10 protein-coding genes are annotated in these 15,569 nt (G+C 57.3%); 1 reads left to right on the top strand and 9 read right to left on the bottom strand.

Features of this window, described 5'->3' with window-relative positions; genetic code table 11:
- Positions 1–4: 4 nt before the first annotated feature.
- The 5 genes from AACY45_RS06335 to AACY45_RS06315 all read right to left on the bottom strand — a co-directional run bounded on the left by AACY45_RS06335 (position 5) and on the right by AACY45_RS06315 (position 6,801).
- The gene (locus AACY45_RS06335; protein ID WP_339544810.1) at positions 5–1,516 is read right to left on the bottom strand and encodes an LTA synthase family protein; all 1,512 of its coding nucleotides are present in this window, start codon (positions 1,514–1,516) and stop codon (positions 5–7) included.
- Positions 1,517–1,523: 7 nt separating this feature from the next.
- Positions 1,524–2,300 (bottom strand): SDR family NAD(P)-dependent oxidoreductase, encoded by a 777-nt coding sequence (locus AACY45_RS06330; RefSeq protein WP_339544664.1) that lies wholly within the window; start codon positions 2,298–2,300, stop codon positions 1,524–1,526.
- Positions 2,297–3,613, bottom strand: coding sequence for a capsule biosynthesis protein (locus AACY45_RS06325; RefSeq protein WP_339544663.1), 1,317 nt, complete (start codon positions 3,611–3,613; stop codon positions 2,297–2,299). The genes AACY45_RS06330 and AACY45_RS06325 overlap by 4 nt, the downstream gene beginning before the upstream one ends.
- Entirely contained in the window at positions 3,553–5,574 is a 2,022-nt protein-coding gene (locus AACY45_RS06320) for a capsular polysaccharide biosynthesis protein (protein WP_339544662.1), read from the bottom strand. Before AACY45_RS06320 ends, AACY45_RS06325 begins: the two co-directional genes overlap by 61 nt.
- Positions 5,575–5,760: 186 nt before the next feature.
- Positions 5,761–6,801 (bottom strand): phosphotransferase, encoded by a 1,041-nt coding sequence (locus tag AACY45_RS06315; protein WP_339544661.1) that lies wholly within the window; start codon positions 6,799–6,801, stop codon positions 5,761–5,763.
- Between the two features lie 238 nt (positions 6,802–7,039).
- Between AACY45_RS06315 and AACY45_RS06310 the strand changes: the two genes are divergently transcribed.
- Positions 7,040–7,972, top strand: coding sequence for a KpsF/GutQ family sugar-phosphate isomerase (locus AACY45_RS06310; protein ID WP_339544660.1), 933 nt, complete (start codon positions 7,040–7,042; stop codon positions 7,970–7,972).
- A 152-nt stretch (positions 7,973–8,124) separates the two neighbouring features.
- On the opposite strand, the gene kdsB is transcribed toward AACY45_RS06310, so the two are convergent.
- From kdsB to AACY45_RS06290, 4 genes are all read right to left on the bottom strand, one after another.
- Complete coding sequence (gene kdsB / locus AACY45_RS06305; RefSeq protein ID WP_339544659.1) at positions 8,125–9,411, bottom strand: 3-deoxy-manno-octulosonate cytidylyltransferase; 1,287 nt, start codon at positions 9,409–9,411, stop codon at positions 8,125–8,127.
- A gap of 31 nt (positions 9,412–9,442) precedes the next feature.
- Complete coding sequence (gene kdsA / locus AACY45_RS06300; RefSeq protein ID WP_339544658.1) at positions 9,443–10,285, bottom strand: 3-deoxy-8-phosphooctulonate synthase; 843 nt, start codon at positions 10,283–10,285, stop codon at positions 9,443–9,445.
- A 67-nt stretch (positions 10,286–10,352) separates the two neighbouring features.
- Positions 10,353–11,582, bottom strand: coding sequence for a tetratricopeptide repeat protein (locus tag AACY45_RS06295; RefSeq protein WP_339544657.1), 1,230 nt, complete (start codon positions 11,580–11,582; stop codon positions 10,353–10,355).
- Positions 11,583–11,688: 106 nt separating this feature from the next.
- Positions 11,689–15,453, bottom strand: coding sequence for an HAD-IA family hydrolase (locus AACY45_RS06290; protein WP_339544656.1), 3,765 nt, complete (start codon positions 15,451–15,453; stop codon positions 11,689–11,691).
- Positions 15,454–15,569: the final 116 nt, after the last annotated feature.

Below are 15,569 nucleotides of genomic sequence, written 5' to 3'. Positions count from 1 at the left end.
GACCTCAGAGCACCTGCGCTGCAGCCGTCGCCGTGCGCGCTTGCTGAGCACAGGCGAGCAACTGGCTGGACAGTGCATCGACGCGTATCGGACGGGGGCTGGCACCTGGCTGGTGACGGTTGGACCAGATCAGGTAGTCGGTGTCGCCCACTGGCGCGCCGACGGCTTGATACACGTTGGGCAGGATCGGCACGTGGTCGCCAAAGAAACACAGCAATGCCTCACGCGGCTGTTCGAGCAGGGTGGTGCGCAGTTGCCCGAGCATGCGGTCGGCGTTGCTGATGTGCCGCAGGTAGGGCGCCAGGTCGTCCATGCCGGTCAGCAGCGGACGGTCGAACCAGTTCGGCAATTCGCTGGCGTCGACGGTTTCCAGGTGCAGCGGCCCGTGGTTTTCCATGGTCACTGCGTGGATGAACAAGGGCTGGGTACGCGCCGGGTCATCGAGCAGTTCGCGGATCTTGTCGGCCACGGCGCAATCGCCAATGAACGGCCCGGCCTTTTGCGAATCGTTGAAGGCGCGTACATCGATGAACTCATCGAAGCCCAGGGCCGGCAGTACTTTGTCGCGGCCGTAGAAGCTGCCGTCGTAAGGGTGCACGCAGATCGTGCGATAACCCTGCGCCTTGAGGTGGGCGGCAATACTCGGCAAGCCCTGACGGGCCAGCACCCGATACGGGTTGAAGCGGTGCACGCCCAGGCGATCGCCGGGAATGCCGGTCAGGTAGGCAAATTCGGTGCGCACGGTGTTGGCGCCCCAGGCGGCCACCTGCAGCTTGCCACGGGCCAGGGCCTGCGCGCAGAGGCGGTCGTATTCGCTGAGCACCTGGGTTTGCACCCCGGGCCACAGGTCGCGTACGTCAAAAAATGATTCGCTCTGCACCGACACCAGGTCGGGCTGGGTGGTCGGCAGCACGGGGGAGGAGGCTTTACTGAACGGCGATCCCAGGGTGCTCGGATCGACTGCGGTGCGGGCGGCCCAGAAGTAACCCCACAGGCTGGCGGCCATGCCCCAGCGCTGCACGTCGGCCTCGGCGTCGAAGGTCGGTGCGCTACGGCGGCGGTGGCCCAGACGCAACAGGAGCAGCCCGGCAAGGCCGAGCCAGAGTGCATGGCTGCGCCCCCCCGCGACTTCGGGCTCGAAGGTCAATCCGGCCCACAGGTACACCAGGAAACCGACCGCCAGTAGCGCGGCCTTGCCGATGCCGAAGAACGGCAGGTACAAGCGCGGAAAACGCACGGCATCGCTGAAGTACTCGAAGTCGGCGCACACGAACGGCTCGCGCAGTGAGTGGTACTTGGCATTGCTGACCATCACGATCAACAGCCACAACAGCAACACGTTGATCGCGCTGAACAGCGGGCGCGCGGTCAATGCGTAGAGCGCGGCCAGGCACATGCACCACAAACCGGCGTGCAACCACCAACTGCTCAGCGGTCGGCGCAGGTTCGGGCGCGGGATCAGCAGGCGTTCGATGAACACGGTGAGGAGCAGGCCGACTACCGCAGCCTGAAAGATGGACAATTCACTCACTGTAATTCAGACCACGCAGGATGAACGAAGAAAGGCGCTGGGGAATCACCCCCAGCAACCAGGTGCCGAGGTTCAGCGGAAACGGGAAACTGATGCGCGCCTGGTTGGCAGCCAGGCCGCGCTTGATGCGCCGGGCGGCTTTTTCGGCGGTCCACAGGAACGGTTTGGGGCCAGGCATCTCGAAGCACATTTTCGATTCGACATAACCAGGCAGGATCACGTTGATCTTCACCCCTTCCGGTGCCAGCCAGTCGCGGATAGCCTCGCCATAGACCCGAATCGCCGCTTTGCTGGCGCTGTAGGTCGGGGTGACCGGCAAGCCGCGCCAGCCGGCCAGGGAGCTGAACAGGGCGATCTGGCCGTTGCCGCGCGCACGCATGGCCGGCAATGCCGCTTCCACGGTGGCCAAGGCCGCCATGACGTTGACTTCCAGCAGGGCGCGGCTGTCGTCCCAGCACTCGGCCTCGCCGTTACTGCCGACTGCGGTGTTGAGGCCGGCACCGACCAACACCAGGTCCGGCTGCTCGGCGTCGCTGACCCGCCGCACCATGGCGCGCAAAGCGTCCAGCTCACGTACGTCGAGGGCTTCGAGCAACACCCGGGCGCCGAGGGCGCGGCATTCGCTGGCCATTTCCTCAAGGCGGTCCATGCGCCGGCCTTGCAGGATCAGGGTCACGCCCGGCGCAGCGTAGGCCGGCGCCAAGGCGCCACCGATGCCGCCCGTGGCGCCGGTGATGAGGATGCAGCGGGGTGAAGACGGGTGCGTCATAGGAAGTTTTCGATTCTCGAAGTTTTAGCCAGCAACACGTCCAGGCAGTTGTTCACCGCCATGTCGATCCCGCAGCCGGTGTAGAAGCCGCCATTGATCTGGGTGGTGTGGATGACGGTATTGCGAAAATCCCGGAACAGCGCCATGTCCGGCGCTTCATGATGGCGCCAGAAGTCGTCGAGGCTGCCCTGTTGGGTCAGCCCTGGCATGGCGTAGATCGGGTTGGCGAGGGTGTAGGTCGGGCGTTTGTGCAGCAGTGCCGAGGCGCCTGCGGTGCTGTTGACCGTGATCATCCCGGCGATGTGCGACAGCAGCGTCGGCATGTGCCCGCTCTGCAGGAAGTCGACCCGGTCGGCCACGCCGTACTGCTTGGCCAGCGCCTGGGTAATGCGGTGATAATTCACCAGGCCTGGGGTCAGCGGATGGTTTTTCACCAACAGGCGGGCCTCGCCTGGGGCAAAGGCCGCGAACGAGGCGATGACATGGTCGATGACTTCGAACATGTTGGCGAACGCCGAGTGGTCCTTGATTTGCGCATCGCTGTCCAGTTGCAGCGGCAGCAAAAAGGTCGGGTGGCGTTCACGGGCCACTTCGGTCACCAGCGCATCGTCACGCCGTCCGGCGAACAGCAGGCGCACGCCCTGGCGGATGAAACCGGCGTATTCCTTGGCGGCATTGAAGGGCGCGTGGGTGCGGTAATGGGGGAAGCACAGTTTGTTCAGCGCACCGCCACTGTGGTACAGCACGTCGTGCGCGGCACGGGCGACGAACGACAGCTTGAACGGGTTGCCATTGTCATAGCGCGGGACATGCTTGCCGACTTCACGGTACCAGTCCGGATCCCGGGGCAGCAGGGAGTTGTTGTTGACCCCATCGCGCTCAAGGGTGATCCAGTAGGGGCGGAAGTAACCTTCTTCGAACACGTGCACACGAATGCCCAGGCGCCGAGCCAGGTCTACGGCTGGGCGATGCACTGGGCGGCAGTCGCCGAACAGCACCAGGTCGGTGATGTTGAGGTCGTGAAACCGTTGGCTATAGAACGCCTCGAGCTCGTCTGGTCGCGCCGAAAACGCATGGCGCGAGCCGGCGCTGTACAGCACATCACCGACGTTGAAGTTGATGCTGTGTACGCGCTGATCGATGGCCCGCAGGGCCTTCGCCAGCCGAGCGAAGAACGGCGAGCTGACGCCTTGCAGGAACAAGTAGCTGTTGTGCGGCTGAGGCGGAAGAGGGCGATGGGGCGCCCGCGCCTTCAGCTTCTCAGGCGACTGATGCCCAATAAACTGCTCAAGCGCTGTTTCAATTCCTGCCATCTGGATGGTGCTCCTGGCTGCGGTAAGGCGTGCCAATTCTGTAATTCGTAAAGAGTCTGTTCTGCAGTGGTAAAGCGGTTGGTGATGCGGCTGACATAGGTGGGGTAGAGCAGCAAAGTGCCGGCCACCAGTTCATCGAGGCTCAGCCGGCGCGTGCGCCTGGCCTGTACTTCGGGTTGCAGGTCTTGATCGCGGGTCAAACCCCAGCCGGCATAGAACGGCTGGCCGTAGGTGGTCACGGGCACACCGCGCAGCAAGGCTTCGAAGCCCGATTGAGAGGTCAGGACGTGAACCTCGTCGACTGACTCCAGCAGTTCTTGCAGTGGTGTATCGCCAATCACTTCATCGCACCAGTTGACGGTCTGCGCCTCGTCGTCGCCTCGGGCGCGGGTGCCGGCCAGTACTTCGGGGTGCGGCTTGTACAGCACCCAGGCACCGGGGTTCTGCTCGCGTACCGCCTGCAATAATTGCAGGTTGCTGCGGATGCGGTTTGCTCCAAAACGAATGGATGCATCGCCTTCCACCTGACCGGTTACCAAAATCACTCGTTGTGCCGCGGCGGGGCGCTGCCAGGCGTTGCCGGGCAAGTTGTACTTGGTCAGGCCGGCGCTGCAGATGGCTTCGCGCAGGGCCTGTGCTCGAGCTACCAGCGCAGGGTCAAAGCACTGGTTGAGCAAAATGTGTTCCAGGCGCGAGGTGCGCGTGGCGTCGTAATAGATGCCCAGGTTATCGACGACCCAGGACAGCGGTCGGGCTTTGCCGGCACCGAGGCCGACCGAACGCAGGAAACCATCCTCGACCCGGCTGACCGGTTGCGAGTGTTGCGTGAGATCGGCGTCATGTTTGCAACCCCAGGACGCCACAGGCAAGCGAGGGTCCGGCGCTCTCCTGGGCTTGACAAAGCGAATGGTTGAACCATTGAAAAAAAGTTTCACCAGCGGTTCTTTCCAGCGACTGAACCCCAGCATCTGAATGGATTCGGGCAGTGCACTGCGATGGCGACGCTGCAGCCCGAGCCAGTTCATCAGCACTTCTGGTGTACAAGGCTGGCCCGTTTCAGGGCTGACGTAGCGCGGATAACGCACCAGACTGGCGTGTATCAACTGCGCTAGGCTGACTGGCTGGCGCCGTGACGGTGCAGGCAGGCGATCCTCTGTCAGCCCCCAGCCAGCGTAGAAGGGCATGCCCCAGGTGTGCACGGGGACATTCCACAGCAGGGCATCGAAGCCCAGTTGCGAGGTCATCACATACACCGCGCGCATGCGCGGCAGCAGTTCGGCGGGGTGGACATTCTGTGCCAACACCTGCACTCGCGGGTGGTTGGCCAGTGCCGCCAGGTCGAAATGCCCGCGTTTGCGCCCCGCGACCACATCCGGGTGGACCTTGAGCACAATGGTACTGGTGGGGTAACGCGCCAGCGCAGCTTCGAGCATGGCGCTGAAATCGGCCGCAGTGGCCCCTTGCAGGGACGCATCGGCGAAGGTCTGGTCGGCCACCAGCACGCAGTCGGTGGGAAGTTCGGGCTGGGTGATACGCGCGTCGTTGTATTTTGACACCCGCTGCTGTTGCCACAGCTGTTGCAGCGCGATAGCCCGCTCGACCTGGGCATCACTCAGCGGATCGGCGATCAACTGCTCGAGCCGTGAAGGCGCGCTGGCATCGTAGTAGACGCCCATGTCGTCGACAATCAGGGACAGTGGAGGCTCATCGGTACCCAGGCCCACCGAACGAATGAAACCATCTTCCAATGTCAGGATCGGCAGGTTCGCTTGTGCGGCGTGAGACATGGCCTTCAACGCACTGGGTTTACGGCCCCAGGCCATGACGCAGTCGGCCTGGTTCATGTCGCCCACACTCCCGTTATACAGCGCGTAATCGGGCAGCAAGGAGGGTAGCGTGACGATGCGTTGGGCACCCTTGGAGAGGACCAATAAACGCGGGCGGGAGGAAACGTCATCCATAAACGTGGAGCGCAGGTCCATTCGAGTGAGTGTTGTGGAGGTGTTAACGCTGGAGGTTCCCACCGTTAACAATAATCGCGAGGATGTTAATACAATTTAATAATTGGAGAACGGTCTTTCGGACGAATACGTGGGAAAGATCAACAAAATTATTGATGGCAGTGTGCCATAGTTTTGTCGGTCGCGTTAGAGCAAACTGAGCAAGTAATCATATTTCTGCCGCAGCAGTGGCATGCGTTCCTTGGCCTGGTACTCGGCGATAGTCTCCGGGCGCAGGCAATGGAAGAGTGCATTAAGCAGGAACATGTAGTGTAGGTTGCGAAGCGCTTCGTCCGTGTCGAAGTCTTCAGGCAGTGCCTCGCGATAGGTGTCGAGGAACTCCTTTTGTGCGGCGAGAAACTGCGGCATGTCTTTACGCCGGAACAAGCTGCCCAGGTAAGCCCCGCCATCGAAACCCACGCGCCCGACCTTGACCTCGCTCCAGTCGATCAGCTGCAATTTTCGGCCTTCGACAAACAGGTTTTTGCGCAGGTAGTCCATGTGGCTGATACAGCGTGGGCTGCGGCGTGCGGCGCGGGCAAGGCGCGCCAGCAGCGGCTCGAAGGCCTTGAATGAATCGGCTAGGCCCGTGAAGCGCTCATCGCCCTGAGCCAAGCGCTCGAGTTCCGGCAGGCAGCGGGCGAAGTTGAAGCGCGGGCGCAGTAGGAACCAGGGTCGGAAGAAGTCCATGCTCCAGTAAAGCGGTGTCTGGTGTAGTGGGCGGTTGTTCAGGTAGCGGTGACTGAGGCTCTCCAGTTCAGCAATGCCCAGTGCCAGTTGCTTGGCAATGAGGTGCATGCGTGGTGGTTTGCCACTGACGAAATCGGTGAAGATCAGACTTTCCCAAGGAGTTTCGATGACTCCCAGGCATACCGGATACTGAAACTGTTCACTGCCGCGCAGCATGTCCCGGGCCCGATAGAAACGTGCCTCCTGACTGCCGATAAAGGCCACCTTGCGAATGGACTTTTCTACCAGATCTACAGTTTGACCATTGCTCGGGTCGACCAGTTGATGGTGGCGGACATAGTTGACGAATGAGGCGTTGGAGGCCAGGTCCTGACTGTTGATGGATAGTGGCTTATTGCTCCAGCTTGGCAGCAGGGCGCGTAAGTGTTGCTCCAGGGTGCCTTGTTGCCAGCGATAGAGGGTTCTGCGGCCATGCAGGGGGTGTAGATCCAGTTTCATAACTTCAACTTAGGCAAGTGCCGTATGTCCGATTTGTAGCGGTTTTGGTAACAATATGCTGCGTGATACAGATCGCTGATTCAACGAAAAGTTTACTAAAAACGCTGCTGTTGTGGCTCGGGGCGGCATTAAACCGTTTAAATTCCATTCAGGGCAGGATTGGGACTTTGCTAAATGTTGCAAAGACCTTAAAATTCGCCGCTTAACACTACGTTGTTTTCAGGGACGAAAGTCAAACATGAATCACCTCGCTATTGCTAAAGAAGCCCTTATTGCCCAGGCGCAGGCCGTCACCCAGATGGCCACTCGCCTGGACGGTGAGTTCCAGAACGCCGTCGAGCTGATCTTCGGTTGCAAAGGCCGTGCTGTGGTCTGTGGCATGGGCAAATCCGGCCTGATCGGGCAAAAAATGGTTGCCACCTTCGCTTCCACCGGCACTCCGAGCTTCTTCCTGCATCCAGCCGAAGCCTTCCACGGCGACCTGGGCATGCTTAAGCCGATCGATGTGCTGATCCTGATCAGTTACAGCGGTGAAACCGAAGAAGTGATCAAGCTGATTCCAAGCCTGAAGTCTTTCGGCAATAAAATCATCGCGATGACGGGCAACGGTAAATCGACCCTGGCCAAGCACGCCGATATCTGGCTGGACATCTCGGTCGAGCGCGAAGTGTGCCCGAACAACCTGGCGCCGACCACCTCGACCCTGGCAACCATGGCCATGGGCGACGCCTTGGCGGTGGCCTTGATCGAGGCGCTGCAATTCAAACCGATGGACTTCGCGCGCTACCACCCGGGCGGCAGCCTGGGCCGTAAATTGCTGACCCGTGTCAGCGACGTGATGCACACACCGGCACCGATCGTGACGCCGGCCACCAGCTTTCACGACTGCCTGATGGTCATGACCCAAAGCCGTATGGGTCTGACTGTTGTCATTGACGAGGGTGTTCTGGTCGGCATCGTTACCGACGGCGACTTGCGTCGTGCGCTGCTGGAAGACGAAGGGGTGATCCACACCGCCGTAGCCCACTTCATGACCGCCAAGCCGCACACCATCAAGGAAGATTCACAGCTGGCTGAAGCCGAAGCCTACATGCTCGATAACAAGATCCGTGCCCTGGCGGTGACCAATCACGAAGACGCGGTAGTGGGCGTCGTCGAAATTTTCGACTGATCGTGTTGCAGGCGCAAAGTTCGGGGTCGAGACGCCCCTGAGCGGGCTTATTCAGCAGCAAAAAAAACGGTAGGAGCCAGTGGCTCCTACCGTTTTTTTGTTTCAGTCGGCGAAGGTGACCAACAGCTCGCCCGCGCCAGCTAATCCATCCACTACTGTGCCATCTTCGCCATCACCTGCGCATAACCTGCCGCAGTACCAAGCACGGCATCCTTGCCCTGAGCAAATAGAATGGCGTCCGCCACTTCACGGAACGCGCCAGTACCGCCTGCTGCGTTCAAGGTGTGGGTGGCCGCGGCTTTCACGTACGTCGGCGCATCCGCCACTGCGAAGGACAGGGCGCAGGCCGCAAAGGCCGGCAGGTCGATGCAGTCGTCGCCGATGCACGCGGTGTGTGCGGCGCTGACGCCGGCTTCGGCCATCAGTTGATTGCAGGCGGCCTGCTTGTCCTTGACGCCGAACTGGCAGAGGGTGATGCCCAGGTCAGCCACGCGCTTGCGCAGCGTCGCCGAGTCGCGGCCGGACAGCACCGCCACGCGCACACCGTTCTCTTCCAGCAGGCGCATGCCCATGCCATCGCGGACATGGAAGCGCTTCAGGCATTCGCCCGTGGCGTCGTAATAGATGCCGCCATCGGTCAGCACGCCATCGACATCGGTGATCACCAGGCGCACGTCGTTGAGGGTGGGCTTTGGCGCAGGTGCCTGACCGCTCATGATTGCCCGCACTTGCTCCAGGCACTCCGGCGTATCGACCCCCGGACCGGTCGGCTCAACCAGATACGCACGAATGCAGTAACCGGCTGCCATCAGCCGCAGTTGTTCGAGTTTCTCGGCGTGCTCGAGCATCGGCTGTGGCAAGCCGCTGTAGTCGGCCAGCACTTCGCGACGATAGCCGTACACACCTACGTGCTTGAGGTAGTGCGCGACTTCGCCATCCCGTGGGTAGGGGATCGGTGAGCGGCTGAAATACAGGGCGTTGCCGTTATTGGCCAGCACCACTTTCACGGTGTTGGGATTGCCGGCTTCATGCGCATCGATCGGGTGGCACAGGGTACCGACCTTCACGTGTGCATCGGCGAGCATGCCTGCAGCGAGGGCTTCGATGTCGGCTGGGCGCACCAGCGGTTCATCACCCTGCAGGTTGATGTAGATGTCCGCCTCGACCTGGGCCATGACTTCGGCCAGGCGGTCGGTGCCGGACGGATGGTCCGGCGAGGTCATGACGCATTCACCGCCGAAAGCCCGCACCGCTTGCGCGACGCGCTCATCGTCGGTGGCTACCACCACAACTTGGGCATTGGCCACTTGCAGGGCACGTTCATAAACGTGCTGCACCATTGGCTTGCCGGCGATGTCGGCCAGCGGCTTGCCCGGCAGACGGGTCGAGCCATAGCGGGCCGGAATGACAATCGCGACCCGTTGTTCTGTACTTGCCATGTTCACAATCCTTGCTTCAAGAACCGCTGTTTCAGGCAATGTTCAGCGGTGCGAACGATTTGATCAGGTCATCCAGGGCCTTGATCTGTGCCAGGAATGGCTCCAGTTGGTCCAGCGGCAGGGCGCTAGGGCCATCGCACTTGGCCTGGTCAGGGTTCGGGTGAGCTTCCAGGAACAGACCGGCCAGGCCAACGCCCATGCCAGCACGCGCCAGTTCGGCCACTTGTTCGCGACGACCACCGGACGCAGCGCCCGACGGATCGCGTTGCTGCAAGGCGTGGGTCACGTCGAAGATGATCGGCAAGTCGTCGCAAGTGCGCTTCATCACGCCAAAACCGAGCATGTCCACCACCAGGTTGTCGTAACCCAGGCAGGTGCCGCGGTCGCACAGGATCAACTGGTCGTTACCGGCTTCCTTGAACTTGTGCACGATGTTCTGCATCTGCGACGGGCTCAGGAACTGCGGCTTCTTGATGTTCACCGGCTTGCCGGTCTTGGCCAGGGCCACTACCAGGTCAGTCTGGCGCGCCAGGAACGCAGGCAGTTGCAGCACGTCGGCCACTTCGGCCACCGGAGCGCACTGATAGATCTCGTGGACGTCGGTGATCACCGGTACGCCGAATTCAGCTTTGACCTTTTCGAATATCCGCAGGCCTTCTTCCATGCCTGGGCCGCGGTAGGAGTGGATCGAAGAGCGGTTAGCCTTGTCGAAGCTGGCCTTGAACACGTAAGGAATGCCCAGCTTCTCGGTGACGCGCACGTATTCGGCGCAAGCGGTCAGGGCCAGGTCCAGGGATTCCAGGACGTTGATGCCGCCGAACAGGACGAAGGGGGCGTTGTTGGAGCATTCGATGGTTGGGGTGATTTTGATCATTTTTAAACCTGATATGTTTTTCGAGAGAAAAATCGAGCAGAGGCTTACGAAGTAGAGGGGACCATGCTTATGAGAATTTCAAGTCGTAATCAGCGAACTTCTCTTGAGCGGCCTTGACGTTTCTATCGTAATTCAACTGCAGAATTTCTTTGTCGGGAATTGGGCGCTTTACGATGTCGGCAATTTTAGCGAGATTGTCGAAATATTCGGGCCGGGAATAGTTGAGCTTGCACGCCCATTCCGCGTGATCAAATGCCTGTTCGTTCAGGCCGGCCTTCGTATAGACGTGTGACAGTTGGACATGTGCAATAGAGCGATGAGGGCGCAGTTTTACGGCGTTCCAGCATGACTTAATGGCACTCTCGAAATTACCGAGCTTCAGATTCACTGCACCAAGATTCATCCATGCTTCCCAGAAACCAGGCGTGTGGGTAGTCATGTGTTCCAGGGTTTCAAGTGCACCGTTCAGATCATTATTGCGGAAGTTGGCGATGCCTTGAAGGTATTGAACTAGTGGGCTGTTGAGTGCGATAAGCGGGTGCGAGTTGATTCGCTTGCCTATTTCCAGCCAGTTTTTTTCAACGAGTAAATTGTTTAGTACCCATAGGAAATGAACAGTTTTGTCGTCGTCCGCATCGCCTGCGGAGTAGCCAAAGTTACTGATCCTGTTGCCTAGAACCATGTCGTTGAAAACGGTGCCCAAACGCTTCTGTCTGCTCAGGAAGTCGGGCGTGTCATGCTGCGATTCATTGATGCAGATGATCTCGGCGCGCTTTCGCTTGCGCAGTAACCATGCCCCGAGAATGTCGTTGATGTCCATTCCCCCATAGTAGACAGTCGTAGGAGGGAGGTGAAGGCTAGTGAGGTCTGGGTATACATACTGTAAATGGTTTCGAGTGATATCGGTCTTGCCACCTGGTACACCCAGGATAGGTTCCACACCGAACGCTAGCACCTGATCGGCTTTGGCCATGGAGCCGTACAGCAAGGCGCCGTACGCACCCATGCTGCTACCCGTCATGACGAGTCGCTTTGCTCCAACGTCTTTCTTGAAGTCCAGGATAGACTTGACTGCCCCCCTGATACCGCCTGAAATGCCAGGTATTCCAGTGCGATACCACTGAGGCACATCGCTATTGAGAAAAATAACGTGTGAGTTCAGTGCGTTCCCGGCCTTCCAAAAAGTAAATTTTGGTGGGCGATCATTTCTAGCTGCAAAAATGACAGTTACGGTATCCGCCCCTTTACATTCGATAAAGTGAAAATGACTTGAAGATTTAATTATGGATTTATTCATTTTTTATCATGATTGGAGGCGAGTTGCTCTCGGCTCTGACAGAAGTATTCGCGTAGCTTCTGTCAGTCGGGTATGCGCAACTTTTGGTGCGCATACCCGATTATGATTATTTCCCGCCGAAGGCTGACAGGTAAACTTTGTCTTTTAGTGAAAGTTCTGAGCTCCAAATACCACCATTTTCCTTAAGGAACTTGATCGCAACATGGTTTTTGCCTTCCGACTCAACCAGGCCAATCCACTCTTTATCGATGTTGCAAGTTTTGCCCGGAAACGCGATCGATGAAAGCGCGTGCAGGAACTGCGATCGATGCAGGGATTTTACTGATTTGTAGCTTTTTTCGCCAGTGTACGCCGGGGGGGCGACCGGTTTGGCTGGCGCCGCTGGCGGCTTTGGAGTCGCGGGGGCCGTATTCGCCGCAGCGCTTGGCGCTTTTGGCGCGACTGGTTTTGCAGGTGCTTCCGGCTTTGGTGCCGACGAGGTAGCAGCCTTAACAATAGGGGCGGTTGCCTTGACTATTGCGGTGGTGATGTTTTTTACATTGTTCGCGGCGGCAGCAACGGCGCTTGTCGGCTTTGCATTTTTCTTGACGAGGGCCAAGCCTTCTTTCCAGATGTCTTTGTCATTTGCCCCGCGAGGGGACAGGATGTAGTTGTTCTCAGCGCCGGCGAAAGCGTTGTCAAACACCAGGCCTCGCAGAATTTCGAGGTCGATGTTTTCCGGGCGTGAGAAGAACTGAGTCATCAAGTAAGTGGCTGAGTTGCTTTCCAGCTTGATGGTGGCGCCAAGGGGCTCGATTTTCTGAATCCACAAGTCGCTGAAGTTCAGCACGCCGTTGTGAATGGCGCGGATCTTGGCCTTGTGCATGTCGCTTTCAAATTCTTCGCGCTCAAGGTGGACTTGACCATCGACCAATGTGTAAGCGCTGAGACTGCCCAACGGCTCGTTGATGATTGTTTCAATGATCAGGTTGTGGGAAATGAGCGGTGTACAGGTCTTGTGCCGTACGTTCATATTACTGAAGAGGTAGGCTTGGGCCTCTGGGTAAGGATCGTTACCCATTTCTCCGTTGTAGGTCATGAAGAACAGCGGGATGAATTTAGCGGAGAAGTATTCGGACACGACCGAGTGTGCCGAGCCTTTGTAGCCAAAGTCGACAGCAACAACGTCGTCAGAGCTAGCTACATCGTTTTCTGCGAGGTAGGCTCTGAATGCATCTTTGGAAACGCCGTTTACGTCGTCCCATGCCTGCCAGTCATCTTTCAGGTATTCATGGACCAGCCCATAGATCGCGCCAAGGGTTGTGTCCTTGATCAGGGTTTGTACGCCATCGATATTCCACTTTTTGAGGTGGTTATCACTCACACGACTCGCGTCGATTCTGAATCGACTGCTGAGAAGCTCTGCCAGCGTCTTGTGGCGCGAGAAGTCGTCGATACGGACCTTGAAGCAATCATCCGGCTGGTGCAGGTTCAGGCAGGTTAGCGCCTTTCTGGAAACAGCAAGGTAAACAGGCTGCAAGTCGCGATACTTTTCTACACTCTGGACCAGCTTTTTAGCAATTTCATATGGCAAGAAGCAGTCGCGAGCGAAGAACAGTACTTTTTTGCATTGCTGTTCTAGGGCGTTGTCCAGAATCCACTTAGTGAATTCGTAGAGGACGGGGGCCATCGCCAGGAAGCCAAACTCGCCCGGGGTCGAAAACAGGTCGCGTTTTTCCTTTGCGCTGTCGACGGGTTTGTCACCTGCGACCAACAGTGCATCGTAGTACTCTTCGGCGTACAGGTTGGCCGCGGTGCGCAGGTAGAAGCTCTGATCGAATACAGTCAGATCGACCGTGCGATTTTTGAAGACTTGGTTGATGCGCTCTCTGGTCGAGAGGATCTTGGTCGGGAATATCGAGTTGTTGATGGCGCGCAGGAAGTCGCCAGTCGAGTTATCACCGATGTGCAGAATCGATTCCGGTTTGATTTCAAGGTCGGCAAGGACATGCTTGAAAAGATTACCGGAGTGTTTCTTCAGGCCGATCTCGGAGGATACGTAGAGCTTTTCATGTTCGATGTAACCGGCCTGGGTAATGGCCTTGTTTACAAAGGACTCGGTGTGAGTAAAGTCAGAAATGAGCAGGACGCGTTTTTCTTTCGCGATGGCGACATCGTATAGCGCTTTACCGAGCGAGCGAGCTTCCAGGACCGAAAACTCAACCTCTTGCTCAATATCTAGCAGATGTTCGGCAAGGCTCTCATTCAATCCAAAAGCCGCCAGCATGCGCTGATAAACTTCGAGCGTGTAAAACTCTTCGTTCTTTTCCGCGTAAACGTCTGTGGTGTTGTGATTCTGATCGTACTCCTTGCGCAATTGACGTTCGAAGCCAACGCGCAACTCTGGGAATCGCTTCACAACGACTGCCGGGAGCAAGTCTTTATGCTCGGATTCCAGTTTCTTCTGGATCAGCACAAATACGTCTTCTGGCTTGAAGACGGTTCTTCTCAGCAGCGTGTCAAAAATATCGAATGAGATCACATCGTATTTTTCAATGCGATCCAGCAGGCTGCGAAGCGAATTCTTCTTGCTGCTGATGATGCCACCCATTTTTTTGATTTGGTTGTCTGCTCCGCTAAATGGGGAGTAGGACAGGTAATCTTTATAAAGGTTTGCTGGTCTCGGCAGTGCGGAAAGCACGTCGATTGCCGAGTCACTTTTGCGTTCGTCTAGACCCACGAGAATTGCTTTGAAGTACTCGACGTCGTGGAGCAGTTTTTCCACGAGTATGTTCTGGCGGCAGAACAGCGAAGCAATAAGGGCTTCATCTGGCTTGCGCGCATTGTCAGCATAATCGGACGCAATATACGAAAGATGCGACGTCGATGGAGAGATCAGTTTTTTCTCGTGCAGCAGCGCCTGGAAGCCCAGTGTGCTGGATACGGTAATTACGCTGTCCGCCCATGGGGTAATGTATTGAGAAATGTTGTCCAGCTTCTCGAATTCAGTGCTGTACAGGAAATTCTGATATAGGTTTCGAATGTACCCAAGGTTGCGGTTGTTCAGGGTTTTTTCTGACACCAGGCTACCGATATATTGGGTTGCAATCACGCCGACATTTTTCGGTGCTTTTTCCAATACGTCGGTCAGGAATTCAAACTGGTCCTTGTACTTGCAGTTCTCATAAAAGCCGAAATAGCCTGAGATTTGCATCGGGACTAACCAGTACTTGTCGAACTTGCGAGTTGGATCGACAAGGTCAAGAATTACGTCTTTCACGTCTGTGTCGTGATTGAAGTAATGGCTGTACAGGTCGCGAATTTTCAGGAATTCGGTGGTGTCGTCCAGCGCTTTGAAATCCTGTGATTCGTCGTAGTTCTTAAGGAAAGAGCTCGAATACAAACCTACTGGATCGACGCTGATTGTTTTAGGGTAGGGCGGGCGCATATATGCGCCGGGCATGATGTCGAGCACCAATGCCTTAGGGAAAATTTTCCTGAACAGGGTTGTCGGGAATTCCCAGCAGAAAATTACGTCGGGTGCCCAGTCACCAAACAGTTTTTTGAAATACTTTACGTACTGCTCTTCTTTGTCACCAAAGGAGTCGTTATAGCTTTCCAGCAGGAAGTCGTCACCCAGGCCGAACAGGCTGGCGTACTCCTTGCCTTTTACAACAAAACTGTTTTTTGCATTGATTTCAGTAATCTTGCTCTTGCGATTGAGCAGGTCGAGCGTGTGAGAACCAAGCAGAAATTTACATTCGCCTCCAGTGGCTTTTTCAAAAACCTTGCTGAATGGCAAAAGATAGGTCGCGTACGAGCCTACCCGGAACTCGGGTAAGCCCATGTCGATACCAAAGTTTGACATGAATAAAGCTTTCTGGAAGCGCATCTTTCATCCTGAAGGGTGTCAGTCCGTAAACGTGTAGCTTATCGAGCGTTCGTCAGTTCAGCGACGTTCGACGGTTCGGACAGGGGGTTAATAAAATTTTTTTGCTATTTCGTCAG

It is taken from the genome of Pseudomonas sp. RA_35y_Pfl2_P32, assembly GCF_963970735.1.
Lineage (GTDB): Bacteria > Pseudomonadota > Gammaproteobacteria > Pseudomonadales > Pseudomonadaceae > Aquipseudomonas.
This window is presented reverse-complemented; position numbering and strand designations above follow the sequence as displayed.

Excerpts from the sequence above, each read along its gene's own strand:
- AACY45_RS06320 (WP_339544662.1), bottom strand. The coding sequence starts at position 5,574 with ATGGATGACGTTTCCTCCCGCCCGCGTTTATTGGTCCTCTCCAAGGGT.
- AACY45_RS06330 (WP_339544664.1), bottom strand. The coding sequence starts at position 2,300 with ATGACGCACCCGTCTTCACCCCGCTGCATCCTCATCACCGGCGCCACG.
- kdsA (WP_339544658.1), bottom strand. The coding sequence starts at position 10,285 with ATGATCAAAATCACCCCAACCATCGAATGCTCCAACAACGCCCCCTTC.
- AACY45_RS06315 (WP_339544661.1), bottom strand. The coding sequence starts at position 6,801 with ATGAAACTGGATCTACACCCCCTGCATGGCCGCAGAACCCTCTATCGC.
- AACY45_RS06325 (WP_339544663.1), bottom strand. The coding sequence starts at position 3,613 with ATGGCAGGAATTGAAACAGCGCTTGAGCAGTTTATTGGGCATCAGTCG.
- AACY45_RS06290 (WP_339544656.1), bottom strand. The coding sequence starts at position 15,453 with ATGCGCTTCCAGAAAGCTTTATTCATGTCAAACTTTGGTATCGACATG.
- AACY45_RS06310 (WP_339544660.1), top strand. The coding sequence starts at position 7,040 with ATGAATCACCTCGCTATTGCTAAAGAAGCCCTTATTGCCCAGGCGCAG.
- AACY45_RS06295 (WP_339544657.1), bottom strand. The coding sequence starts at position 11,582 with ATGAATAAATCCATAATTAAATCTTCAAGTCATTTTCACTTTATCGAA.
- kdsB (WP_339544659.1), bottom strand. The coding sequence starts at position 9,411 with ATGGCAAGTACAGAACAACGGGTCGCGATTGTCATTCCGGCCCGCTAT.